The 25,502-nt window shown below is 62.5% G+C and carries 15 protein-coding genes; 8 read left to right on the top strand and 7 right to left on the bottom strand.

The window, feature by feature from the left end; translation table 11 throughout:
- Nucleotides 1-93: 93 nt before the first annotated feature.
- The 4 genes from HYH08_RS29365 to HYH08_RS29350 all read right to left on the bottom strand — a co-directional run bounded on the left by HYH08_RS29365 (nucleotide 94) and on the right by HYH08_RS29350 (nucleotide 5,105).
- A complete protein-coding gene (locus HYH08_RS29365; RefSeq protein WP_220013316.1) occupies nucleotides 94-1,200 on the bottom strand; it encodes a CaiB/BaiF CoA transferase family protein in 1,107 nt (368 codons plus the stop codon).
- A gap of 175 nt (nucleotides 1,201-1,375) precedes the next feature.
- Entirely contained in the window at nucleotides 1,376-2,176 is an 801-nt protein-coding gene (locus tag HYH08_RS29360) for an FAD binding domain-containing protein (RefSeq protein ID WP_220013315.1), read from the bottom strand.
- Between the two features lie 16 nt (nucleotides 2,177-2,192).
- Nucleotides 2,193-4,535 (bottom strand): xanthine dehydrogenase family protein molybdopterin-binding subunit, encoded by a 2,343-nt coding sequence (locus HYH08_RS29355; RefSeq protein ID WP_220013314.1) that lies wholly within the window; start codon nucleotides 4,533-4,535, stop codon nucleotides 2,193-2,195.
- 84 nt (nucleotides 4,536-4,619) lie between these two features.
- Nucleotides 4,620-5,105 carry a (2Fe-2S)-binding protein gene (locus tag HYH08_RS29350; protein ID WP_220013313.1) on the bottom strand — a complete coding sequence of 162 codons (486 nt, stop codon included), beginning with the start codon at nucleotides 5,103-5,105 and terminating at the stop codon, nucleotides 4,620-4,622.
- Between the two features lie 526 nt (nucleotides 5,106-5,631).
- Here HYH08_RS29350 and HYH08_RS29345 point away from each other — a divergent pair.
- From HYH08_RS29345 to HYH08_RS29320, 6 genes are all read left to right on the top strand, one after another.
- Entirely contained in the window at nucleotides 5,632-6,081 is a 450-nt protein-coding gene (locus tag HYH08_RS29345) for an SRPBCC family protein (RefSeq protein WP_220013312.1), read from the top strand.
- Nucleotides 6,082-6,539: 458 nt separating this feature from the next.
- Entirely contained in the window at nucleotides 6,540-8,255 is a 1,716-nt protein-coding gene (locus HYH08_RS29340; protein WP_228748145.1) for a PQQ-dependent methanol/ethanol family dehydrogenase, read from the top strand.
- A 125-nt stretch (nucleotides 8,256-8,380) separates the two neighbouring features.
- On the top strand, nucleotides 8,381-9,547 hold the full coding sequence (locus HYH08_RS29335) for a c-type cytochrome (protein ID WP_220013311.1): 1,167 nt from the start codon (nucleotides 8,381-8,383) through the stop codon (nucleotides 9,545-9,547).
- Between the two features lie 138 nt (nucleotides 9,548-9,685).
- Entirely contained in the window at nucleotides 9,686-10,372 is a 687-nt protein-coding gene (locus tag HYH08_RS29330; RefSeq protein ID WP_220013310.1) for a response regulator, read from the top strand.
- Nucleotides 10,373-10,508: 136 nt separating this feature from the next.
- Entirely contained in the window at nucleotides 10,509-11,198 is a 690-nt protein-coding gene (locus tag HYH08_RS29325; RefSeq protein ID WP_220013309.1) for a response regulator, read from the top strand.
- A gap of 181 nt (nucleotides 11,199-11,379) precedes the next feature.
- Nucleotides 11,380-17,379: an AAA family ATPase gene (locus tag HYH08_RS29320; RefSeq protein WP_220013308.1), complete on the top strand. Its 6,000-nt coding sequence runs from the start codon at nucleotides 11,380-11,382 to the stop codon at nucleotides 17,377-17,379.
- Between the two features lie 261 nt (nucleotides 17,380-17,640).
- Here the strand turns inward: HYH08_RS29320 and HYH08_RS29315 are convergent, their stop codons facing one another.
- Nucleotides 17,641-18,990 carry a hybrid sensor histidine kinase/response regulator gene (locus HYH08_RS29315; RefSeq protein ID WP_220013373.1) on the bottom strand — a complete coding sequence of 450 codons (1,350 nt, stop codon included), beginning with the start codon at nucleotides 18,988-18,990 and terminating at the stop codon, nucleotides 17,641-17,643.
- A 5-nt stretch (nucleotides 18,991-18,995) separates the two neighbouring features.
- Nucleotides 18,996-20,162, bottom strand: coding sequence for an FIST N-terminal domain-containing protein (locus HYH08_RS29310; RefSeq protein WP_220013307.1), 1,167 nt, complete (start codon nucleotides 20,160-20,162; stop codon nucleotides 18,996-18,998).
- A 285-nt stretch (nucleotides 20,163-20,447) separates the two neighbouring features.
- On the opposite strand from HYH08_RS29310, the gene HYH08_RS29305 reads away from it, so the two are divergent.
- Entirely contained in the window at nucleotides 20,448-22,487 is a 2,040-nt protein-coding gene (locus HYH08_RS29305) for a methyl-accepting chemotaxis protein (protein ID WP_220013306.1), read from the top strand.
- Between the two features lie 247 nt (nucleotides 22,488-22,734).
- Nucleotides 22,735-24,768: a methyl-accepting chemotaxis protein gene (locus HYH08_RS29300; protein ID WP_220013305.1), complete on the top strand. Its 2,034-nt coding sequence runs from the start codon at nucleotides 22,735-22,737 to the stop codon at nucleotides 24,766-24,768.
- Between the two features lie 243 nt (nucleotides 24,769-25,011).
- Here HYH08_RS29300 and HYH08_RS29295 read toward each other — a convergent pair whose 3' ends face one another.
- Nucleotides 25,012-25,386 carry a DUF3175 domain-containing protein gene (locus HYH08_RS29295; RefSeq protein ID WP_220013304.1) on the bottom strand — a complete coding sequence of 125 codons (375 nt, stop codon included), beginning with the start codon at nucleotides 25,384-25,386 and terminating at the stop codon, nucleotides 25,012-25,014.
- Nucleotides 25,387-25,502 lie beyond the last annotated feature (116 nt).

The following is a 25,502-nucleotide window of genomic DNA, read 5'->3' as shown; positions in this document are numbered from 1 at the left end:
CATCACAAAAAATGCGTGGGCACGCTTCCGCCGTCGCTCTGCGAGCTATGGCGGACAAGTCGCTTTGCCCACCCTACGAGACCGTGCTCGGCTCTACCGCTTCCACGCCTGCATCACCGCACCGATCTCCGCGGCCTCCGGCTCCCGCACCGCTGACGGTGTCCGCGAGAACCGCGGCGCCGGCGCCGGCTGCTTCACGCCGTGGCGCTCGATGAAGACGTTGCGGGCGACCATGTGCGGATGCTGGGTCGCTTCCGACATGGTCAGCACCGGCGCAAAGCAGATGTCGGTGCCCTCCATGATTCTGCACCAGTCCTCGCGCGTCTTGCTCTTGAACACGGCCTTCAGCTTCTCCTTCAGCGCCGGCCAGGCCTTGGGGTTCATCTGCGCGTCGAAATCGGCATCGGTGAGGCCCGCGTGCTCGCGCAGCAGCGCGTAGAATTGCGGCTCGATCGACCCGATCGAGACGAAATGGCCGCAGGCGCATTCGTAGACGCCGTAGAAATGCGCGCCGCCGTCGAGAAAATTCTGGTTGCGGCCTTCGGTCCAGCGGCCGAGCGTGGTCATGTCGAAGAAGAATGACATCAGCGATGCCGCGCCGTCGCACATCGCGGCGTCCACCACCTGCCCCTTGCCGGATCTCTGCGCCTCCAGCAATGCGGCGAGCACGCCGACGACGAGATAGAGCGCGCCGCCGCCGAAATCGCCGACCAGGTTGAGCGGCGGCACCGGTGCTTCCTTAGGTCCGATCGCGGCGAGCGCACCGGTGATGGAGATGTAGTTGATGTCGTGGCCGGCAGCGTTCGCCAGCGGGCCTTCCTGGCCCCAGCCGGTCATGCGGCCATAGACGAGCTTTGGATTGCGCGCGAGCACGACGTCCGGGCCGAGCCCGAGCCGCTCCATCACGCCGGGACGAAAACCTTCGACCAGCGCATCGGCGCTGGCGAGCAGGTCGAGCACCTCTGCAATCGCCGCCTTGTCCTTGAGGTCGAGCTCGATCAGCTTGCGGCCGCGGCCCGCCACCGACTTCATGCTCTTCTTGGCGCCGACACGGTCGAGCGTGACGACATCGGCGCCCATGTCGGCCAGCATCATGCAGGCGAACGGGCCGGGCCCGATGCCGGCAAATTCGACGATGCGGAAGCCCGAGAGCGGGCCTGAGGCGCGGACAGAGGAGGATGGGGCTGATTTATCGAGCACGTTGTTGTTTCCTCGGGGCGCGACATCGTCGCGGGCATTTCTCGTTGGCCGAGTTAATCGGCCGATTAACTTTTCCCGCCTTACACCGGGCGAGGCAAGCGCTTTTCATGCATGGGCGCATCAAAAAAGCGGCGCGCATTGCTGCGCGCCGCCGAAAATTTGCGTCGAGGCGCTATCAGCCCGCCGCCGCCACCGCGCGCTGCGCCATCACCTTGACGAGGTTGGCGCGGTATTCGGCCGTGCCGTGGATGTCGGCGAGCAATCCGTTCGCCGGAATATTGACGCTGTCGATCGCCGACGGCGACCAGTTCGCCTTCAGCGCGGCCTCGATCGCCGGCACACGCATCACGCCGTTCTGTGACGCCCCGGTCGCGGCGACACGGACCTCACCCGACTTCGTCTGTGCGACGAACACGCCGGTCAGCGCGAAGCGCGAGGCCGGATGCCGCATTTTCTCGTAGCCCGCTTTGGCCGGCACCGGGAACGCCACGGCGGTGATGATCTCGCCGTCTTCAAGCGCTGTCGTGAACAGGCCCTTGAAGAAATCATCCGCCGAGATCAATCGCTTGTTGGTCTTCACGGTGGCGCCGAGCGCGAGCAAGGCGGCCGGGAAGTCTGCGGCCGGATCATTGTTGGCGATCGAGCCGCCGATCGTGCCGCGATAGCGCACGGCGGGATCGCCGAGCACCGAGGTGAGATGGGCAATCGCGGGGATCGCCTTCTTCACATCGGCATTCGTCATGATGTCGTAATAGGTCGTGGCGGCCTTGATGGTCAGCGTGTCGGCCGAAAGCTCCACGCCCTGCAGTTCTTTGATCTTGCCGAGATCGATCACATCCGAGGGGCTGGCGAGGCGCTGCTTCATGACCGGCAGCAACGTCTGGCCGCCGGCAAGGAATTTCGCCTCGCTGCTCTTGCCGAACAGGCTCACGGCCTCATCCACCGAGGAAGCGCGATGATAAGTGGTCTGGTACATCTTCGGTCCTCCCTCTTTAGGCCGCGTGGATCGTGCGCCACACCCGATCAGGGGTTGCGGGCATTTCCAGGTTGTTCTTGCCAATCGCATCCGTGATTGCGTTGATCACGGCCGCCGAGGCGCCGATCGCGCCGGCCTCACCGCAACCCTTGATGCCCAGGGGATTGCCCGGGCACAGCGTCGTGGTGTGGGAGAGGTTGAAGGAGGGCACGTCGTCTGCGCGCGGCATGGCGTAGTCCATGAACGAGGCCGTGACCGGCTGGCCGTTGGCATCGTAGATCGCGTGCTCCAGCAGCGCCTGGCCGATGCCCTGCACGAGGCCGCCATGAACCTGGCCCTCGACGATCATCGGATTGATCAGCCGGCCGAAATCGTCGGCCGCGACGAAGTTGACGAAGCTCGTCTTACCGGTGCCGGGATCGACCTCGAGCTCGCAGATATAGGTGCCAGCCGGGAAGGTGAAGTTGGTGGGGTCGTAGAAGGCGCTCTCCTTCAGGCCCGGCTCCATTCCCTCAGGCAGATTGTGCGCGGTGTAGGCTGCGAGCGCGACCATCGGGAAGGCGATCGCCTTGTCGGTGCCCGTCACCTTGAACTCGCCGTTCTCGATGACGATGTCGGCTTCCGACGCCTCCAGCGCGTGCGCCGCGATCTTCTTGGCCTTGGATTCCATCTTCTCCATGGCCTTCAGGATCGCGGTGAGTCCGACGGCCGCCGAACGCGAGCCGTAAGTGCCCATGCCGAACTGCACCTTGTCGGTGTCGCCGTGGACGATCGAGACCTGGCTGATCGGAACGCCGAGACGATCCGCGACGAGCTGGCAGAACGTGGTTTCGTGACCCTGGCCGTGGCTGTGCGAGCCGGTCAGGATCTCGATGGTCCCGACCGGGTTGACGCGCACCTCCGCTGATTCCCACAAGCCGACGCCGGCGCCCAGGCTGCCGACCGCCTTGGACGGCGCGATGCCGCAGGCCTCGATGTAGCAGGACACGCCGATGCCGCGCAGCTTGCCGTCGGCTTTGGCCTTGGCCTTGCGGGCGGGGAAGCCGGCATAGTCGATCGCCTTCATCGCGGCATCGAGCGAGGCATTAAAGTCGCCGGTGTCATAGGCCATGATCACGGGCGTCTGATGCGGGAATTGGGTGATGAAGTTGGTCCGCCGCAGCGCGGCCGGATCGACGTTCAACTGCCGCGCCGCCGTCTCCATCAGACGTTCAATCAGGTAGCTCGCCTCGGGGCGGCCGGCGCCGCGATAGGCGTCGACCGGCGTGGTGTTGGTGTAGACGCCGATTACCTCGGCGTGGATCGCCGGGATGTTGTACTGGCCCGACAGCAGCGTTGCGTAGAGATAGGTCGGCACCGACGACGAGAACAGCGACATGTAGGCGCCGAAATTGGCGTAGGTCTTCACCTTGAGGCCGGTGATCTTGTTGTTGGCGTCGAACGCCATCTCGGCATGGGTGACATGGTCGCGGCCATGCGCATCGGTGAGGAAAGCCTCGGTGCGATCGCTGGTCCATTTGACGGGACGGCCGACCTTCTTTGAGGCCCACAACGCCACCATCTCTTCCGGGTAGATGAAGATTTTCGAGCCGAAACCGCCACCGACGTCGGGCGCGATCACGCGCAGCTTGTGCTCGGGGGCGATGTTGTAGAACGCCGACAGCACCAGGCGGGCGACGTGCGGGTTCTGCGACGTGGTGTAGAGCGTGAAGTGCTCTTCCGCCTGATCGTAGTCGGCAATCGCCGCGCGCGGCTCCATCGCGTTGGGCGCGAGGCGGTTGTTGGTGACGTCGAGCTTGACCACATTGGCGGCCTTGGCGAAGGCGGCATCGGTCGCGCCCTCGTCGCCGATCACCCAGTCATAGACCTGATTGCCGGGTGCTTCAGGGTGAAGCTGCGGCGCGCCTGCCTTGATCGCGGCGTGCACGTCGGCGACCGCGGGAAGTTCCTCGTAGTCGACGACCACGGCTTCCGCGGCGTCGCGCGCCAGATTCTTGCTGTCGGCGATCACGACCGCGACGGCCTGGCCGACGAAGCGCACCGTCTCCGGCGCCATCGCCGGCCATGCGCCCATCTTCATCGGGCTGCCGTCCTTGGAGGTGATGGCCCAGCCGCAGATGAGATTGCCGACCTTGTCGTCGACCAGCTGCTGTCCTGTCAGCACCGCGACCACGCCCGGCATCTTCAGCGCCGTGGAGGAGTCGATCCCCTTCACCTTGGCATGCGCGTGGGGGCTGCGGATGAAATGGGCATGGGTCATGCCCAGCAATTTGATGTCGTCGACGTATCGGCCCTTGCCGGTAATGAAACGCTTGTCTTCCTTGCGCACGACGCGCGCGCCGATGCCTTCAACACCCATGTCTGGTCCTCCCGACCGGAATTGCTTTGCCTGCGCCTTCCCATCGAAGGCAGCAGTGGTGGTTTTCTTTCGAGGCGGGCCGCTTTACTCGGCCGCCTGCGAGACCTTCATGCGTCCGGCTGCGTCCAGCACGGCCTTGACGATGTTGTGGTAGCCGGTGCAGCGGCAGATGTTGCCTTCGAGCTCGTGACGGACGGTGGGCTCGTCGAGCTGGCCGCCATGGCGATGCACGATGTCGATCGCCGACATGATCATGCCCGGCGTGCAATAGCCGCATTGCAGGCCGTGATTGTCACGGAAGGCGGCCTGCATCGGGTGCAGCTCGTCGCCCTTGGCGATGCCTTCGATGGTGGTGACGTTGGCGCCGTCGGCCTGTCCCGCCAGCATGGTGCACGACTTCACCGCGCGGCCATCCATGTGCACGACGCAGGCGCCGCACTGGCTGGTGTCGCAGCCGACATGGGTTCCGGTGAGGTTGAGGTGATCGCGCAAGAGCTGGACCAGCAGCGTGCGGTCCTCGACGTCGACGGCAACAGCCTTGCCGTTCACCGTCAGTTTGACTGTAGACACGTGAGTACCTCCCGAATGTTTATAGTTATTCCAATTAGAGACAGCGCGAACGGAACTTTGCAACTGGGATTTTGCGCGCCGAGCGTCATGGAAAGGTCATTGTGACGGCTGTCGCAGCTGTACGATTCGGCCGCAATGTTCTGTGCCGACGCCATTGCGTGGCGCGACCTTGCAAGGAGCTCTCGAAAACGATCTCCGTTCTGTCAGTGGGACCTGGAATTCAACCGCCGGCGCGAAGCGCTGGCCCTGAATGTCGGCGCGATTGGCGCGTCGTCTCTCCCTTTGATGTCTGGTTCGTTGCCCCGAATAGGAGCACGCGCCTGCGCCGTTGTAATCGCGATCTTGGTAGTAGACGGAGGCGGGCTAAGTCATTGATTCTGTTCGCTGCGATGCAGCGCAGCTGGACTGCCCGGTGCCGATGGGAAGCCGCGCCGGCGGGGACGACGACCTAGTACTTCCTGGCGATTGATCGCACCCGCGCGCGCCCTTAGTCGAGCTGTACAAGTAACAGCAAGGGGTGGAAGCGATGCAGATGAACGACAGTCAGCGTATTCCGGCGCCGAAGGCCAGCGTGTGGGCCGCGCTCAACGATCCCGACATTCTCAGGCGCTGTATTCCCGGCTGCCAATCTCTCGAGATGGCGTCGCCGACGGAGATGGTTGCGACCGTGGTGCTGAAGGTCGGTCCGGTGAAGGCGACGTTCAGCGGCAAGGTGACGCTGACCGATATCGATGCGCCCAACGGCTACCGCATCGTCGGCGAAGGCGCTGGCGGCGTCGCAGGCTTTGCCAAGGGCGGCGCGACGGTCCGGCTGGAGGACGAATCGCCTGACGTCACCATCCTGCACTACGAGGCCGACGCGCAGATCGGCGGCAAGCTCGCACAACTCGGCGCGCGATTGATCGACTCGACGTCGCGAAAGCTCGCCGCGAACTTCTTCGAAAACTTCGCAGTCCTGGTCGCGCCGTCATCGTGACCGTTGTGCAGCATCGCTGCACGCGACGATGCGAGATCGCCGCAAACTCAGCTGTCGTCCCGGACAAGCGTAAGCGCAGATCCGGGACCATAGCCACAGGCCGGACGTGATTATGGGGACTCGGAGTTATCAGTCTGCGACAAACCAGATTCGGTGGTTATGGGTCCCGGATCTGCACGTCGCTTCGCTCCGCTTGTCCGGGACGACGGCTGAGTCTTGGGTCTTGCCCAAATCCGATGGCGCTTTCTGAGCTGAAAAATACGGCAAAGACGCAAGCCCCGACAACGACATGAGCGGCGAAAGCTGCCAATGATTTGCACTACTACCTTCCGCCTATACTAAGCGCGAAACGGCGATGCTGTAATTTCGAACGATGGCTCGCAGACGAACTGCGCATCACGGGCGTAGCGCGCCCGGCGCCCAACGAGGCGTGCACAACAACATCGCGGAGGGAATACATGACCTTTGGAACGAAGGGCTTCTTGGCTGGCATCTCGATGGTTGCGATGCTTGCCGCCGCCACACCAGGCGTTCGCGCCAACGACTCCCTGCTCAAGGCGCAATCCGATGCGAACCAGTGGGCCGTCGCCGGCCACGACTACGGCAACACGCGCTTCAGCCCGCTGAAGCAGATCAACACCGAGAACGCCGGCAAGCTGACGCTGGCCTATTCGTTCTCGCTGGCGTCGCTGCGCTCGAACGAATCCTCGCCGATCGTCATCGGCAACACGCTCTACGTGTCGAGCTCCTGGGGCCCGAAATACGTCTACGCGCTCGATGCCGCAACCGGCGCCCGCAAATGGACTTACGAGCCCGACATTCCCGAGGACGTGCTGCAATACGCCTGCTGCGACGTGAACAATCGCGGCGTCTCCTATGCCGACGGCAAGATCTTCGTCGGCCGTCTCGACGGCAAGCTGACGGCGCTCGATGCCGCGACCGGCAAGGTGCTGTGGACGTCCAAGGTAGTCGATTACAAACAGGGTTCGGTCATCACCTCGCCGCCGCTCGTCGTGCGCGACAAGGTCATCACCGGTTTCGGCGGCGGCGAGTACGGCGTGCGCGGTTCGCTCCAGGCCTTCGACATCAACACCGGCAAGCAGGTTTGGCAGACCTATACCGTTCCTTCACCGGACGAGCCGGGTGGTGACACCTGGAAGGGCGATTCCGCCCAGCATGGCGGCGGTGCCGCCTGGCTGGTCGGTTCCTACGATGCGAAGAGCGACACGGTCTATTGGGGCACCAGCAATCCCGGTCCGTGGAACACGGCGGTGCGCTCGACCGGCGACGGCAATTTCGGCGAGCTGACCAACCTCTACACCGCCTCGACGCTGGCGCTCGATCCGAACACCGGCAAGATCAAATGGCACATCCAGACCACGCCGGCCGATGCCTGGGATTATGACGGCGTCAACGAAGCCGTGCTTGCGGATCTCAAGATCGGCGGCAGCACCGTTCCGACGCTGATGAAGGCGGATCGCAACGGCTATTTCTTCGTCGCCAATCGCGAGACCGGCAAGGTGCTGTCGGCGGAGAAATACGTGTTCTCCAACTGGGCCAAGAAGTGGGACGTCGCCACGATGCGCGCGGTCGAGGATCCCGACAAGCGTCCCGGGCCGAACCATCCGGCCAAGGACATCTGCCCGAACCTGATCGGCGGCAAGAACTGGCAGCCGATGTCGTTCAATCCGCAGACCGGCCTCGTCTACATCCCGTCCAACAATGTCTGCATGGACTGGTCGGTCTCCGACGTCGCCTACAAGCGCGGCGTGTTCTATCTCGGCGCCGAATTTCCCACCAAGGAAGGCCCCGGCGGGTTCCTCGGTGAGCTGGTGGCCTGGGATCCGGTCGCGCAGAAGAAGGTCTGGTCGATCAAGGAAGACCTGCCGTTCAACGGCGGCACGCTGACCACCGGCGGTGGCCTGGTGTTCTCCGGCAACCTTCACGGCGACTTCCGCGCCATCGATGCGAAGAACGGCAAGGTCCTCTGGAGCAGGAATCTCGGCTCCGGTATTGGCGCCGGGCCAGTGACCTATGAGGTTGGCGGCAAACAATATGTCGCCATCGTCGTCGGTCGCACCGCCTCGATACCCGCGTTCCTGGGCGATATCGGCAAGAAGATGACGGCCGCAGCTCCCGAGGGCGGTTCGCTCTTCGTGTTCTCCGTCCAGTGACCTCGCGCGCGTATCCTAGAGGTGACAGGGTACGCGCGCGTTTTTCCAGATGATCACTGCGGCACCGGCCGATGCCAGGTGCCGCAGCGCCTGGTCCAATCAAGCAAGAGCCATGGGAGACGAGGATGGGTCCGAATCATTCCGGCATCGGTGCGAGCCGAAATCGCGCCATCGCAGGCCTGCTCGCATGTGCCGCCGCGCTGATCGTTCCGGCCTCGCCGCATGCGGACGAGGCGCAGCCGCTGCGGCTTTGCGCCGATCCGACCAATCTTCCATTCTCGAGCGATAGCCCGTCGCAGCCGGGCTTCTATGTCGAGATCGGGCAGGCCCTGGCGCAGGCGCTCGGCCGGCCGGTCGCCTACGACTGGTACAAATCCTATTTCGGCAAACGCACCGTGCGCGTCACGCTGCTCGGCAAGCAATGCGACGCCATGATCGGGCTGCCGCGGTCCGAGGACTTCATGGGACCAGCCGTGATCTTCTCCAGCACGTTCGCGAAAGAGGGGTATGCGCTCGTGGCCCCAAAGGGGCAGGCGCTCAATGGCGTCGACGGCCTCAAGGGCAAGCGTGTTGCCGTGCAGTTTGCCAGCACGCCGCAAAACCTGCTCGCTGGCCGCGACGACATCCAGAAGGTGACGGTGCTGTCGCCCGAGGAAGGCATGCAGGCGCTCGACCAGGGCAAGGCCGACGTCGCCTTCATCTGGGGCCCGGTCGCCGGCTGGCTGAACAAGACCAGCTACGATGATCGCTACCAGATTCAGCTCACCGAGGGCGAAGGCCTGTCATGGGATGCGGCCATCGGCTTTGCCAAGACGTCCACCGAGCTGCGCGATCGCGTCGATGCCGTGCTGCCGCAGCTTCAGGGCACCATCGCCGCACTTGCGGTGAAATACGGCCTGCCAACCGGCCAGCCGGCGCGCTTCGGTGCGACCCAGGCGATGCCGGCGGGAACGACGACGGGGACCGGACCCGGCGCGACGCAAACCGCCAGCGTGGTGGCGACCGAGACCAAAGGCGACGCGGCCGCGCCGGCCGCCGAGGCAGGCAAGGAGATCTTCAACGGAACTTGCGCGCATTGTCACGGTCCCGATGCGATCCAGAGCGAGCGGAAGATCGACCTCCGGCTGCTGCGTCACCGCTATGGCGACGACATGCGCGACACGTTCTGGAAGACCGTGCATGAGGGACGGCCGACCAAGGGCATGCCGGCCTGGAAAGAGGTCTTCACCGACGACCAGTTCGACCACATCTTTTCCTTCCTGCTGACGGTCCAGTCCGAATCGAACGACTGAACGATCTTGACCGAACGCGATCGGGAGGATGTGGTAGCATCCGTCCGACGCCATCCGGGCGCCGGACGGGTCTCGCATGGATTTGCTGCATCCGTCGCTGCGGCGGATAAGCGTGCGGTGCAGCGTTGGGACGGCGCCATGACCAGCTTCCTGATCATCGACGATCATCCGCTGTTCCGCGAGGCGCTCGGCAATGCGGTGCGGCTGGCCTTGCCGGAGGCGCGGATCTTCGAAGCGATGTCGATCGGGGATGCCCTGCATCTCCTGTCGGCCGAGCAGGGCATCGACCTCGCGCTGCTCGACCTCTCGCTGCCGGATGCGACCGGCTTCTCCGGCTTCCTGCGCTTGCGCGAGGCCCATCCGCGCCTGCCCGTCGCCATCGTGTCGAGCGAGGAGGACCAGGGCGTCGTCCGCGAGGCGCTGGCGTTGGGGGCCGCCGGCTATCTGCCCAAGTCGACGTCGAAGCGTGAGCTGGCGCAATCGATCGAGGGCGTGCTGAGCGGATCGGTGTCGGTGCCGAAGGATTTCGTGGCGGCGCCGCAGCGCCGGAAGGTCGATGCCGGCAAGGCGCTCGAGGTCAAGCTGCGCGAGCTTACGCCGCAGCAGCTTCGCGTGCTCGACCTGTTGCGTCGCGGCTATCCGAACCGGCAGATCGCCCAGGAGCTTGCGCTCGCCGAGTCCACTGTGAAGGCGCACATCACCGAGATCCTGCGCAAGCTCGGCCTGTTCAGCCGCAACAAGGCGATCATCGAGATCGGCAAGATGGAGCTGCCTGATCCACGCAGCCGGCCCTATGCGCGGGTCGATCGCGGCAGGCCGCAATGATGCGTGGTGTCGTCCTTGACCTGGATCAAGCCCGTGCGGTCGTGCTGAGCCATTCTCGACGCCTTCGATGCGACGCCGGCCCCGGCGGCATCCCGGGCGAGATCTTCAGCAGGGTCTTCAGAATGGCTCATATCTGATGCGATTTCTGATCGTCGAAGACCACCCGCTGTTTCGCGAGGCGCTCGAAGGCGCGCTCCGGATGGTAGCGCCCGCGGCCGATATTCTTGAGGCAATTTCGATCGACGGCGCGCTGGAGCAGGTCGCGGCCACCATCGAGCTCGACCTGATCCTGCTTGATCTGTCGATGCCTGGCACCACGGGTCTTTCCGGCATCATCCGCATCCGCAAGGCATTTCCCAAAATTCCCGTCGTCATCGTGTCCGGGCATCAGGATCGGCAGATCATGTCCGCCGCGTTGTCGCTCGGCGTGTCCGGCTACATCCTCAAATCGTCGTCCAAGCAGGAGCTGGCGCAGTCGATCGGCGAGGTGCTGCGCGGCGCGGTCTGTGTTCCCGCGGCCTATCGCGCGCTGGTCCGCCCGCAACGCGCGTCCGGTCCCGCGCAGGATCTGCTGAAGCGCCTGCATGAGCTGACGCCGCAGCAATTGCGTGTGCTCGAGATGCTCAAGCGCGGCCTGCAGAACAAGCAGATCGCCTATGAGCTGAAGATCTCGGAGACCACGGTGAAGGTCCACGTCTCCGACATCCTGCGCAAGCTCAACGTGATCAGCCGCACCAAGGCGATCGTCGAAATGTCCAGGATCGATTTCGCGACGCTGGCCGCCGAGGGCGCCAGCGCGAAGCACGACCGCGCACAATCGGAGTAGCCGAACAAGCGGCGATCGCCTTGATGGAATCTTTGTTAGCAAAGTCCCTATGGACTATACTTCTGGGCGCCTGGACCCAGGTCGGAGTACCCTATGGGAATTGACTGCCTTGTTCCGATAGCGTGCTCGGGCCACAATGGTGAGATGAATCGTTTTTGATTACAACCCGCTGAACATTGCCATGGGCCCAGTAAATAGAGAGGCGGTCGCACCAGGCGAAGGCGAGCGACGCGCGCAGCGAGGATATGTACCGCAATATGACTTTGCGGCGTACGCAATCCACAAAGCAATCGCAAGCGGCACGCTGCAGTGGGTTGGGTTGGCTGATCGGTCGGCTGGGAACTTCGACGATCTCGTGCTGGGGCTCAGTGAGCGCGTCATTGCACATCAAGTAAAAACGAGTTCAAGGCCGAAAAAATTCAACGTGCGAACTTTGATGCTGGGAAGCAACGCCCTCCTCGCGTCATTGGTGGCCGTCTGGAAGAAACTCAAGGACAAGGAGAACTTGTCGATTGAAGTCCAATATATCTGCGATGATGTTCCTGCCGACGACGATAGCATAGACAAGTCGAGCGCTGGGCCATCCTCCTCCGCCTTTTTGCGGACTTTGGAGGCAAATCGTTCTTCCCGGTCTCTGGAAGAGTGGCTTAGTTCGGAATATGGCCAATTTATCTCTGAACTAATAGGTGCAAGTGGATTAGAACCGGCGAGATTCATTGATTTTCTGTCAAGCGTTCGATTTCTGGATTCCGGCCAAGGCCGCAGGACCGATGCGTGGGGGCAGACACCATTAGATAGACGGCGAATAGCAGATATTTCGGCCTTGCTTCCGCGTTTGATCGCTGAAGAGGGAGAGAAGGATCGTTGGTCTCTTGAAGAATTGTTACGTCGCCTAAATTGGAGCGACCCCTTTAGTCCGCACCATGGCCACACATTTCCAACGGACACCTTGGTACAGGCCAACCGCAAGACTCAGGACAAGCTCCAGTTGGCGCTCGCAGCTACTGACTGTGGATATTTGTCCCTAGTCGGACCGCCGGGTTGCGGCAAGTCAACGTTGCTACAAACCGGTCTGCTGCCGACGCCACAGGCCGTGGTCATTCGCTACCTCGCGTTCATGCCAAATGAGGGCCATCAGCTCGGCCGCGCGGAAGCCTTTGATTTCCTGCATGACCTTGTAGCTCAGTTAAAGCGAACCGGGATTGGCCATACTCTAGTGACCGGCACAACGCTTGACGAGCTTCGTTTGCAGCTCGCCAAACTTCTCTTGGAAGCTAACGCTCGTTTCAAGAAGGAAGGACTGCGTACAGTTATCGTAGTCGATGGTCTCGATCACGTTCCCCGAGAAGAGCGACCAGAACGGTCTTTGTTGAACGAGCTGCCTCTCCCCATCAGTCTGCCGGCGGGCGTTCTGTTTGTTCTCGGCACGCAGAAGCTCGATCTTGAGGGGATGCCGCCTGAGGTCAATAGCCAAGCGTCTAGACCGGAACGGTTGATCTCGGTTGAAGCGCTAAGCCGTGAAGCAGTCTTCCGCCTCGTCAAAGTATCCGGACTAAGCGAGGACTCGGATGCCGAGCTCATTTTTGAGCGATCACTCGGTCATCCGTTGTCAGCGCGATACTTGATCGAGGGAGCACGAAACGCGCTCACGGAAGACGAGCGCAGCAATTGGCTCAAAAGTGGGCCCGAGTACGGTGGAGACGTCGAAAATTTTTATCGGAAGGCGTGGCGTGATCTTGAAGGAAACGAGCCTTCTCGTGAAGTGTTAGCGCTTCTGGCGCTTGTCGAGGGTAAAATCCGTGTAGCCTCGTTGGATGGGCTTGTCGACTCTCGCTCGGTTGATAAAGCGTGGGATGCAGCCAAACACCTGTTGCTTCGCACTCCTAATGACGAATGGAGAATCTTCCACAACAGCTTTCGATTATTCCTCCGCGAGGCGACCTCGCAGCGACATGATAGGCCCGCTCCCGCAGTAAGAAAGGAACGCTATAAGAAACTCGCAGCGATGGCGCGGGCGGCAACAGCGAGCGATGAACAACGCTGGATGGAGTTGCGCTATGCGGCGCGCGCGGAAGATCATCAGGCGGTGGTCGCGCTCTGCGAGCCTGTTCGCTTCCGCCAGCAGTTCATCGAAGGTCGCGCCCCTCGCGCGATTTCTGACGATATTCGGCTCGCGTTCGTGGCGGTGGCTTTTACGAAATCTCCAAAACGGCTCGTCGAATTGATATTAGCCCGACATGAACTCGAAATGCGGGCTGACGCGCTCGGTGTTGACCGGTTGATCGACGCATACCTCGCCGTTGATGACCTCGATCGCGCAATAGGTCTTGTCGAGGCGGATGGTGCTCATCTGTCGATTGGGAAGGCCTACGACGTCGTTGAGGCGTTGCTTGATAAAGACCGTCCCGACGATGCGCGGCGCATGTTTGAGAATCATGAACCTCTCACCAAACTACTCGGCTCGGAATCGATAGATCAATACTCCGATAACCACGCGCTTTCAGAATGGGCCGAACGCGTAGCGCTATTCCGCTCACCATCGGAAATTCTTACGTCCATCGACCGGCTACGCCAGCGCCCCCACACCCTACATGATGAATTCGATATCGCAAGTTTACGGGCTCGGCTCCTATTTATAGTCGCCCGTCGGGTTCTCGAAAGGGATTCATCCCTTGAGGCTGAGCCAATTCGCGAGCTTTACCGAGTTTCAGCAGAGTATCAGGCCCTTTTGCGATTTGTTGCCGCTCGATCTGCGGACGCAGACGATGTCGAAGATGTAGCGAAACGTCGCTTCACCGAATTGCTGAACCAAAAAGAGCGGCTGCCGTCTGACGCGCGTCTCGGCGCAGCCGCGATTTGTCTTAGGCGGCAATGGCTAGCCCTTGCAGCGGCGTTTTTTGATCCTGCTGGGCTGCCGGAACTCAAGGGGGATTATTCTGGCAGAGACGATTTCGGCTACGACTGCCGACAGGTTTTTCGATATGCAACCGTTGCCTCTGCTCTCGGGATTGCCACGAAGCTCGTGAACGTGGTGGACTCAGACCTTGTCAAAAGTCTCCAATCGCGGCTACAGCGGCTAGGTTGGTACAACGGGCAAGATTACGCGCGGAGTAGGAGCAAGGCCGGCGACGCCGTTGCGGAGATCAAGACATTTGTAACGTTCCTGGGAAAGGCGCAGTCGTCTGGCACCGAATTCGATCACGCGCGATGGCGTATCAACGGCGGATTACGGGCGGCGGCTAATGCTATTGTCGAGACAGCTTGGCATTTTGGTAACGAGACACTGAATCAGATTGCTGACTATATAGATGGAGTTTTGAGTTCCGAAAAAGACAATCTCCATTTGCCCGCATTTCGCCGCGCCTTTGCGATAGCCACTTACAAGTGTCAGAAAGACCGCAGTGCCGCCTTGTCCAGAATCACCTGGAAAGGGTCCGTCGGCGGCGAGAGAACACCGGCTGAATATTTCGCTGCGGTCGCAGAAGAAGCAATAGGCTTTGTGCGGCTCGGTGAACCCGAGCGAGCCAAGAGGCTCTTGGCCAGCATTCACGAGCAGGGTCTTGGTTATTCGCTGCCAGCTAAGAAAGATCCGCAGTACGTATTGTGGCGTGACGCTTTCGAAAGGGCATGTCGCGAGGACAAGGCGGAGATTCCCAATCGGGTCGCCGTGATGGCGCGACTAGTCGCTGGAATGTCCGAGACGGAGGGAGACGGCGCGGCTGGACGCATCGCCAACTCCATCGTCAAGTGGGCAGCCGTCGGTGGCGTGTCCTTGGCTAGCGCAACGGTTGATGAAATGGAGAATGCCGGGTTGACGTCTTGGTCGAAGATCGTCGAAAGCATTGCCCGCGGCGCCGTTGATCGCGATACACGGCTTGCCGCATGTGCGGCTGTGACTTTTGCGCGATTGGCACTGCCATTTGCATCTGAAAGCGGCCAGGAAATGCTGGCCGATCTTGTCGAGATGGCGCCGGATGAGCAAGTCGATTTTATTGTTACGGTAGGTTTGAGCGCGGCGGCGATCGATGGTCATCTGAGTTGTCGCTCGACGATCATGGAGAACATCGCGAAAAAGGCGACGGCGCGTGGACGATCGATCGAAACGAGCACGGCAGTTCGCTGGCAAGATGATCCGGAAGTCGTGAAGCACGGGTCGACGAATGATGACAAGCTTCATAACGTGCGATCGCTCGAAGAGTTGGACGAGAAATTGAAGGATGGAACCGCTTACTCAAGCTGGGACATCAGCTCAGCCTTTGAACGTGCAGCGGAGGGAAGGTCGTTCAAAGAAATCGAACCGTTGTTAGTGCAGCATCCTATTTTGCGCGAGGATGAGAGGATTCTGGTCCATGCAGCTACGGCAGCTGTGAAACATGGAAGGCCAGATGCGGCCGCGAAGTTGATAGAGCCTGCTAAAGGTAAGATGGCGACGGAGGGCTCTTGGGGAAGTTGGCAAAGTGGAGCCAAAGCGAGGCTTCGAGGCGTCGAGGTTGCGCTCCGTGGTGACGCCGCGCGTAAGGAAAATTTCGAAGAGCTTTGTCTTGATCTGAGCCAGGGAAGGGAATGGTTGGCGTCGCTATTGCCTGACCTACTCGATGTCCTCGACCTAACTATTCCAAGAGTCTCAGACGCGGAGCTATGGGAAGTCTTAGCGAAGCTACTGCGAGAATTTCGTGAATACAAGTTGGGTCACGATATTCAGTACGCTGCAGATGGCGAAGGCACGGCGACACTCCTTGGAGATCTTTTCAAGCGCGCGCTCGAACTCAAGATCGGAATTTTGGAATGTCAGGCACGTGTCGGACTGCGCGACCTCGCATCGCTAGAAGCCGGGGCTCCGATCACGGCGAAGGTAGTATGCGATTTGTGGTGCAAGGGAGGAGAAGGTGAACTCCAGGCGACGCGCATAGCTTGGGAGTGTCGAGACGTGCAGGGCGTTCGCGATGCAATCGCACCGCAACTTCAGGAATGGTCTACCAGTCGTGACCTGGCAGTCCAGCGTTCTGTGGCAGCTCTAGCGGGCTATTGGCAAGTCCAGGTGGAGCGGATGCAGCGGAAGTTGCCGAGCTTTTATTCGATTGAGCTTCCTCCAGATGATGGCGCGGATGATTACGAGCAGCCCATAGGCTTTTCTCCGTTCGAGGAAGGCCTTTGGACGGATGACCCTTATAGCTGGACTTGGGGCCTCAAATTTCCGCTCGAACTTCTCTCCGACAGCTGCCCGTTCCCCCAAAACGTACTTCGCCGACGTGCGGCTATTCTAATGGCCCAAATGGGTGGAAGAGCAGCGTTCGGACCCGAGATATCGAAGAAACTTAAGCAGCGTTATTCACGTCTCGATTTGCGCTTGAAGTACCATCGACCGATGGCAATGGCAGCGCTTTTGGCTGTACGACAGGCTGCGGGAGAAATAGCCTTGGCCGGGCAGCTCGACCTCGCCAAGTCGTTGTATTTTTTGCATGAGACCGGGGCGTTTAACTTTTCTACTGACACAGTGATTCCAGAAAGCCGCGAGCCGGGCTTCCATAGATTGGCTATCCCTGGCTTTTTCACAAGTTCGGCTCCCACGGGAGAGTGGGCAAAACAAGCGAATGATCAGGATACTTTGCGCGACCACATGCGCGGATGGCTCTGCCTAGCCTCGATTTCTCGCTTCGAGCGACGTCGATTTGCAGACAGGTTGGGAGCGGAGCGGCTCACGGTGCCGTCGCATGGAGGCAGGCCATGTGAGAACTTGCAACAAGCGTGGGGGCAGATCCCGCGGGTGGAAGTCCTAGGCTCGCTCTATCCTCTCTACAAGGGTGCCGCGCCCGGTGGCGTTGTCAGGATCGACGAGGGCATTGCCGGGTCCGTGCCGCGTTGGGGGCTGACTCTCTGCCCGCGCGCAGCAAAATCAATAGGACTTGAATCTCGGAGGACCGAACCCTTTATTTATCGGGATTCATCCGGCGAAGTCGCTTCTCGAACTGTCTGGTGGCGCGAAGGTGGCTTTCGCGTCGACGATGTTGATGACGCCATTCGCGGCCATGGCTCCGCATTACTGGTCCGGCCACAATTCGTGGACCGAATTAAACGCATAGCCGGAGACATGCTGCGCATCTCCGCTTGGCGGCTGTCGGAGGAGCGTACTTCGATAGTGGCTTCCAGCGCGCACCATCGTATGCTCTCCATTGCGGAATGACTGTCGAAGCTTTCGCAATCGCGCCCTCCGAAGAAGGGTTCCCAATCCCCACGCAGGCGGGCGAGATAAGGCCTAGTTTCGACCAGGCGCGAGCGCGCGCAGCTCGACAAGCAGTGACGTGATCGTTTGCTGTCTTCCATTCTAGGTCGAGTTCGCACGATAGCTAGTTTCGGATTCAAATCATTAGCTTGGTGAGATGTAATATATTACCGGTACTGTGCATGGGGTTGTTTCGCCATTTTGTTTGAGGCCGGTCCGCGGCTAGCTCAGCAGGAACGACAGCAGCGCCCGCATCTCGGCGGGCTTGATCGGCTTCTTCAGCACTTCGAGGCCGTGCAGGCTCGCTTCCTTCGCAGCCTTTTGGGAATAGTCGGCGGTGATGATCATGGCCGGCGTGTCGAGCTGCAGCTGCCGGCGGACGTCGGCGATGGCCGACAAGCCGCTCTCGCCGTGATCGAGGTGGAGATCGGCGATGACAGCATCGGGGGCGCCGCCGAGCTCGCTGAGGCGCACGAGCGCGTCCGCGGCCGAGCGCGTGGTCGCGACGTCGCAGCCCCATCCCTCCAGCAGCGCGGCCATCGCCTCCGAGCCGTTGGGGTCGTTCTCGATCAGCAGGATCTTGGCGCCTTCGAGACCGCTATAGTGCCGCTCGGCGAGCTTGATCTCCCGCACCTCGTCGCCGACCTCCGCGATGTCGGCCGGCTCCAGTTCGATCGTGAAGGTGGATCCTTTGCGGACCTGCGACGACAGCCGCACCTCGTGCCCGAGCACGGTCGCGAAACGGCGGACGATGGAGAGGCCGAGCCCGAAGCCGGCCTGGTCGGTCGCGGTTGCCTCGCCGCGCTGGAATTCGCGGAAGATGGCCTCCTGCTGCGCCTGCGCGATGCCGGGGCCGGTGTCGGAGACCTGGATGCAGATCTGGCCGCCCCTCAGCCGGCATCCCATGACGACGCCGCCGCTGCTCGTATAGCGGATGGCATTGGCAAGCAGGTTCTGCAGGATCCGCCGCAGCATCATCGCATCCGACCGCACCGCGAGCGGTGATGTGCGGATGCGTAAGGAGAGCCCCTGCCGGGCCGCGACGGGCTCGAATTCGTTGCGGAGCTGCTCGAACAAGGGCGCCAGCGCAATCGCGCGGATGTCGGGCTTGAGCGCGCCGGCGTCGAGCTTTGCGATCTCCAGCAGCGATCGCAGCAGATCCTCCAGCATCAGCAGCGAACGGTCGGCCTGGTCGATCAGCAGGCCCGCCTCCTGCGATTCCATCATCTCGGTCAGCGCCGACAGCGTCAGGCGCGCCGCGTTGAGCGGCTGCAGCAGATCGTGGGTGACCGAGATCAGCACCGAGGATTTCAGCGAGCTTGCGGCTTCGGCCTGCTGCTTGGCGCGGTAGAGACCCTCATTGGCGCGCTCGACCGAATGCAGCGCCTCGCGCAATTGGTGCGTCCGGTCGCGAACCTTGTGATCGAGCGCGATGGCGGTTTCGAACAGCGAGAACGCGTTGAGCTGCTGGTCCATCGAGCGCTCGACGCGCGACATCAGCGCGGCATTGATCTTCTTCAGCTTCGCCGCCTCGCGCCGCAGCTGGTCGACCGCATCGGGGCCCTGCCACATCTCCGTCACGACGAGCGCCTTCCGATCGCGACGCCGGTGAAGGTCTGGTTCACATGCATGGAGCCGAACTGTTCGCCATAGGTGTGAAAGCCGACGACCCGGTTCTCCCGGTACAGTTCGGACATGTCGCGGGTGAGCTGGTGCTGCTCGGCGTCGAGCCGGCGCAGCAGGCACTCGAAGCCGATATAAAGCGAGACCTCTCCGATCTGGTCGTGGATTTCGGCGAAGGTGTCGCGCGTCGAGCCGACCAGGCCGCGCGACGTCGCGGCCGTCAGCACCATGCCCTCGTCGATGGCGCAAAAGAAATGCAGGGAGCCGTCCGATTCGACGCGCTGTATCGACCGCGCGTAATAGGCGCCGCCGACGCGCACCAGCACGGGGTGGGACGCGAAGGAGAACGGATCGAGCTTGGCGTCGAGGATCCCGACCATGCGCGAATATTCCTCGGCCGCAGGCTCCGCGTTCAGCTCCCGGACCGTTCGATTTTCGATGTCGGCTTCGGTGACCACCATCTTCTGCGGGGTAGGTTCGAAATTGTCGCACTTGAAAACCCGGAACGGCAGCGAGGTGTTCAACAGGATCAGGAGGGCGGCATTGGTGTGTGCCTTGCCGCCAAAGAACACAAAGGTCTTCTCGAAGCGCATCCCGTCGCCCGCGGATCCGCCGACGACCGGAATGTCGTCGAGCGAGGCATAGATCGCGGACATCACCGCCTCTTCGCGCCGGCACAGGCCGTCGATCAGAACCAGGCCGAAGGGATTGCCGCGATCGACTTGCGGGGTGATCCGCAGCAGCTCGTGCCGGAGCTCGCCGCCGATCCTGCGGCCGTCCTCGACGCCGAAGCTGTCGAGGTTGAAAATGGGCCGCACCGCAGCCGAGAAGTCGGCCCGGCTGAACGCCAGCGCCACGACGCTGTTCTCGTCCCAGCCGTCGGGGGCAAGCTCGCCGGCGGTCGTGCAACCGCAGACCTGAGTCTCCGCGAACTGCCGGGTGATCTCGGCGATGAACTGATGGGGGTCGTAGCTCGGCGAGAGGAAGACCAGAATCAGCGCCAGCTCGTCGGACGGGAGCTGGGCGGCGAGGTCGGCCACGGCCTCATCGACGCTCCCAGCCTTCGATTTGGCTACGGCAACGCCAGACGCACCGCCAAACCGAAAATCGGTTTGCCCCACTCCGTTTCTCCCTCGAGGACCAGCCTGGTCTGATGCCAAGTGCCTGATAAGTGCCCGACAAGTATCCCGAGAGTAAGGCGCTTTCCGGTTAGCCGCAACACGGGCCGCCCGGCCCGGCGAGGCCGGAAGAACCCCTCCGGGGGCGGAAACTCCCCTCCCACCCGGGGGGGCAGACCGGATGGATTTACCACCCCTTGACGTTTCTGCCTTAATTTTCCGCACGGGTTCGGAAAGGGCTGCGTCCGGGCCGCTCATCGTTGCAAGAACATAAGCTGGGGGTTGGGAATGTCAGGGCGTGTCGCGTCGCCGTCGAAGCGTGCATTTCTTCCGACCCTCAGGTTCCGCGCAAAAATCATTCTCGGCTTTGCCGCCGTGCTGGTGATCTCCGCCGGTAGCATGGCTTTCTCCTATTTCGGCTTCGAGCGGGTCTCGTCCGGGGTGGGGGCCTATCGCAGCAGCGTCACCGAGGCCGATCTCGCCCGCAACATCGACCGCGAGCTGCTGGCCTACCGCTCGGCCGTCAAATATTTCGTCGTGACCGGCAAGGAGGACGATGCCAAGGCGGCGCTGGATACCCAAGCCAGCCTCAAGAACGCGATCGACCAGGCCGTCAACAGCGCCAAGAAGCCGGCGCGGCAGGAGAGCCTCTCCAAGCTCGCCAAGGAGTTTTCCAATTTCTCCGCGACTTTCGCAAAAGTCCTGCAGGCCAAGCGCGACAGTGCGCTGCTGGTGCAGAACCAGCTGACGCGCCAGGCCAACCTCCTGAAGTACAAGCTCGACGATATCGGCAACAACGCCTCCGATTCCGAGGCGCAGGCGATCGAGTTCGGCACCAAGCAGGTCAATGCCCAGTTCCAGACCGCGAACGCGGCTGCGACCAATTTCGTGCTGACCTCCGACCAAGCCATCGCCAGCAGTGCGCTGGCGCGGCTGAAATTCGTCGAGAACTCGCTCGGCGCGGTCTATTCCATGGACGACAAGATCGTCGCCGGCCTGAAGGACGCCAAGACCATTCTCGTCGCCTATCGCGAAGCGCTGGAGAAGCTGATCGCCAACGCCAAGATGGTGGACGAACTCGTCACCGAAATGAGCGGCTCGGCCGGCGCGATCCTGCAAGGCGCCACCGCCATGAAGGCTGACCTCGTCGCCGAACAGCAGCGTCTGGATTCCGAATCCGAAGCGACCATCGGTCAGACCGAACAGCTGGTCCTGATGCTCGCCGTCGGCGGCACGTTGCTGGGTGCGATCCTCGCCTTCCTGCTCGGCACCGGCATCTCGCGCCCGATGATCGCGATGTGCAAGGCGATGCGTGAGCTCGCCTCGGGCAATTTCGACGTCGTGCTGCCCGGCCTCGGCCGCAAGGACGAGATCGGCGAGATGGCCGGCGCGGTGGAAGAGTTCAAGGTTCAGGCGGTGGCCAAGGCCGAGCGCGATGCGGCTGCCAGCGAAGCCCAGAACAAGGAGCAGGCCGCAAGCCGCCGCTCCGAGCTGATCCGCTTTGCCGACGATTTCGAAAGCGCTGTCGGCGCCATCGTGTCGAACGTGTCGGCGTCCGCCGTGCAGCTCGAATCGGCCGCGTCGACGCTGACGCGCACGGCCGAGACCACACAGACGCTGTCGAGCCAGGTTGCCGGCGTCTCCGAGCAGGCCTCCAGCAACATGCAGTCGGTCGCAACCGCCACCGAGGAGCTTTCGGCCTCAGTCGAGGAGATCGGCCGCCAGGTCCGCGATTCCAACCGCATTGCCGAAGCCGCCGTGGTGCAGGCCAAGGAAACCGACGGCCGCATTGGAAAGCTCTCCCACGCCGCCCAGCAGATCGGCGAGGTCGTCAAGCTGATCACGGCGATCGCCGAGCAGACCAATTTGCTGGCGCTGAACGCCACCATCGAGGCGGCACGCGCCGGTGAAGCGGGCCGCGGCTTTGCGGTGGTCGCGAGTGAAGTGAAGTCGCTGGCGAGCCAGACCGCCAAGGCGACCGACGAGATCTCCTCGCACATTGCGGGCATGCAGGGCGCCACCGCCGAATCGGTTGCCGCGATCAAGGAGATCGGCGCCACCATCGGTCAGATCTCGTCGATCTCGACCTCGATCGCCAGCGCCGTCGAGCAGCAGGGCGCCGCGACGCAGGAAATCGCGCGCAGCGTCCAGACCGTCGCCCAGGGCACCCAGACCGCAGCCACCGATATTGGCCAGGTCAACCGCGGCGCGGCCGAAACCGGCTCGGCCTCGGAAGAGGTGCTGAACTCGGCCAAGACGCTGTCGTCCGAAAGCGCCCGCCTCCGCGCCGAGCTCGACCGCTTCATGGGGAATATCCGGGCGGCGTGAGGGGCCCGGCTGCCGTTTCACACTCCGCCGTGGTCCGGATCGGCGCTGACGCTTGTCCGGGACGCCAGCGGAGGATTTGTAGTGGCGCTGGAAAGCCCACTTTAACAATTCCCGCGTCACCTAACCGCAAGTTGCGACGGGATAAATTTACGGTGGCTTATCCTTTGCCCCTTACCGTGCTCGGGAGCCGGGAAGCGGGCTGCTTCCGGGCTGCGCCTGGTTTTCCGCGAATGGAATGGGGTGGGGAATGCCCGTCAAGTCGAAACCGAACACATCGAAGCTCTTCACCTTGCGTTTTCGTGCAAAAATCATCCTCGGTTTCGTGGCCGTGCTGGCCATCCTCGCCGTCAGCATGGCCTTCGCCTATTTCGGCTTCGAGCGAATCGCGGACGCCGTGGCGTCCTACCGGACCAGCGTCTCGGAAGCGGACCTCGCACGGACCGTCGATCGCGAGCTGGTCGCCTATCAGGGCCTCGCGCGGGCCTATACGCTGACCGGCGCAGCCGATGACGAAACCGCGGCCAAGGCCGCCGAAGAGAGTTTGAGGGGCGCGATCTCTAAGTCGATGGCCGCGACGACGGGCGCGGCCCGCCGCGAGCAGGTCGGCAAGCTCGAGGCCGAGTTCCAGCGCTTTGCAAAGGTGTTCAGCGAGATCATCACGCTGACGCGCGAGAACAACAAGATCGCGGCGGATGAGCTCAACAGCGTCGGCAACAAGATCCGCTTCAAGTTCGATGACCTCGCCGATACCGCCGCGCTCGCCGGGCTCGCTTCGGTGCAGACCACCGCCAAGGACGTGACGTCGCAATATCTGGCGGTCTCCACCTCGGTCAGCGCCTTCGTCGCCAAGCCCGAGCCGAAGACGGCCGACGGCGTGATCGCCCGCATCAAGTTCCTGGAGACCCTGCTGGTCTCGATCTATGCCAACGACCAGAAGATCACCGATCGCGTCACCGAGATCGGCAACCTGCTGAAGCAGTACCGCACCTCGTTCTCGAAGCTGACCGAGAACGTCAAGGTCATCGTCAAGTCGAACGGCGAGATGGCCAAGACGGCGGTCGGCATTCTCAAGCTGTCGAGCGATCTGCGTTCGGACCTGACCGCCGATCAGCAGCGCATCGAAGCCAGCGCCAACGCCACCATTGGCGATACCGAGCGGCTGATGCTGATGCTGGCGCTCGGCGGTCTTGCCGTCGGTGCTGCGCTGGCCCTGATGCTCGGCAACGGCATCTCGCGCCCGATGATCGCGATGTGCAAGGCGATGCGCGAGCTCGCCTCGGGCAATTTCGACGTCGTGCTGCCGGGTCTCGGCCGCAAGGACGAGATCGGCGAGATGGCCGGCGCGGTGGAAGAATTCAAGGTTCAGGCCGTGGCCAAGGCCGAGCGCGATGCGGCTGCCAGCGAAGCCCAGAACAAGGAGCAGGCCGCAAGCCGCCGCTCCGAGCTGATCCGCTTTGCCGACGATTTCGAAAGCGCTGTCGGCGCCATCGTGTCGAACGTGTCGGCGTCCGCCGTGCAGCTCGAATCGGCCGCGTCGACGCTGACGCGCACGGCCGAGACCACACAGACGCTGTCGAGCCAGGTTGCCGGCGTCTCCGAGCAGGCCTCCAGCAACATGCAGTCGGTCGCAACCGCCACCGAGGAGCTTTCGGCCTCAGTCGAGGAGATCGGCCGCCAGGTCCGCGATTCCAACCGCATTGCCGAAGCCGCCGTGGTGCAGGCCAAGGAAACCGACGGCCGCATTGGAAAGCTCTCCCACGCCGCCCAGCAGATCGGCGAGGTCGTCAAGCTGATCACGGCGATCGCCGAGCAGACCAATTTGCTGGCGCTGAACGCCACCATCGAGGCGGCACGCGCCGGTGAAGCGGGCCGCGGCTTTGCGGTGGTCGCGAGTGAAGTGAAGTCGCTGGCGAGCCAGACCGCCAAGGCGACCGACGAGATCTCCTCGCACATTGCGGGCATGCAGGGCGCCACCGCCGAATCGGTTGCCGCGATCAAGGAGATCGGCGCCACCATCGGTCAGATCTCGTCGATCTCGACCTCGATCGCCAGCGCCGTCGAGCAGCAGGGCGCCGCGACGCAGGAAATCGCGCGCAGCGTCCAGACCGTCGCCCAGGGCACCCAGACCGCAGCCACCGATATTGGCCAGGTCAACCGCGGCGCGGCCGAAACCGGCTCGGCCTCGGAAGAGGTGCTGAACTCGGCCAAGACGCTGTCGTCCGAAAGCGCCCGCCTCCGCGCCGAGCTCGACCGCTTCATGGGGAATATCCGGGCGGCGTAACGCGTCTTGGGTCGGTTGTCGATTAGACGCTCTGCCGTCGCCTTACTCTCCACTGTCGTCCAAGTGCACGCGGGGACCCATAACCACAGGCCATGGTTATGGAGCGCGCAGGCAACTCCGAATCTTCGCCAAAGTGCTCCCTGTGGCTATCGCGACGAACGCAAGCGTTCGCGCGGGGTTGCCGGATCTGCGCTCCGCTTCGCTGCGCTTGTCCGGGACGACAGCGGAGCAAGGATTACGCTTTCATTCTCTCCCGAACACCCGCTTCAGCTCCACCTTCGCGCGTTCCAGCCGCGAACGCTCTGTCTTCCGCAGCGTCTTGCCGGCGCGGTTGATGTAGAAGGTCAGCATCGATAGCGCCGAGCGATAGGCGCCGGTCTTGCGGCGCGAGCTGTGCTCGGCCGAGCGCTTCAGCGACGCTGCGATCTTCCTGGCGCTGGTCAGCTTGAACACACCTTGCTTGAGGTCGAGCGCATCGCTCTCCTTCGTCACGCGCCGTGACCAGCGTTTCGGTGTCGCGCGCTTCGGGCTCTTGCGCGCGCTGGTGCTGCGCCTCGCGCTGGTCTTCTTGCGCGCGCCAGCTTTCCGCGAATGTGTCGTCTTTCTGACATGAGCCATGCGTCAACTCCTTGCGGCTCCATCGGAAACGAGCCGCATTCGACGCCGTTCCCACGGGAACCCGGCTTTGCCGCAGACGTTGTCGCAGGTGGCAGGCGGAATGCCGCACCCATGAC

Origin of the sequence: Bradyrhizobium sp. BR 10289 (assembly GCF_019455385.1) — a bacterium.
Taxonomy (GTDB): Bacteria; Pseudomonadota; Alphaproteobacteria; order Rhizobiales; family Xanthobacteraceae; genus Bradyrhizobium.
Note: the sequence above shows the minus strand (reverse complement) of the source record. Positions and strands in the feature narration are given on the sequence as shown.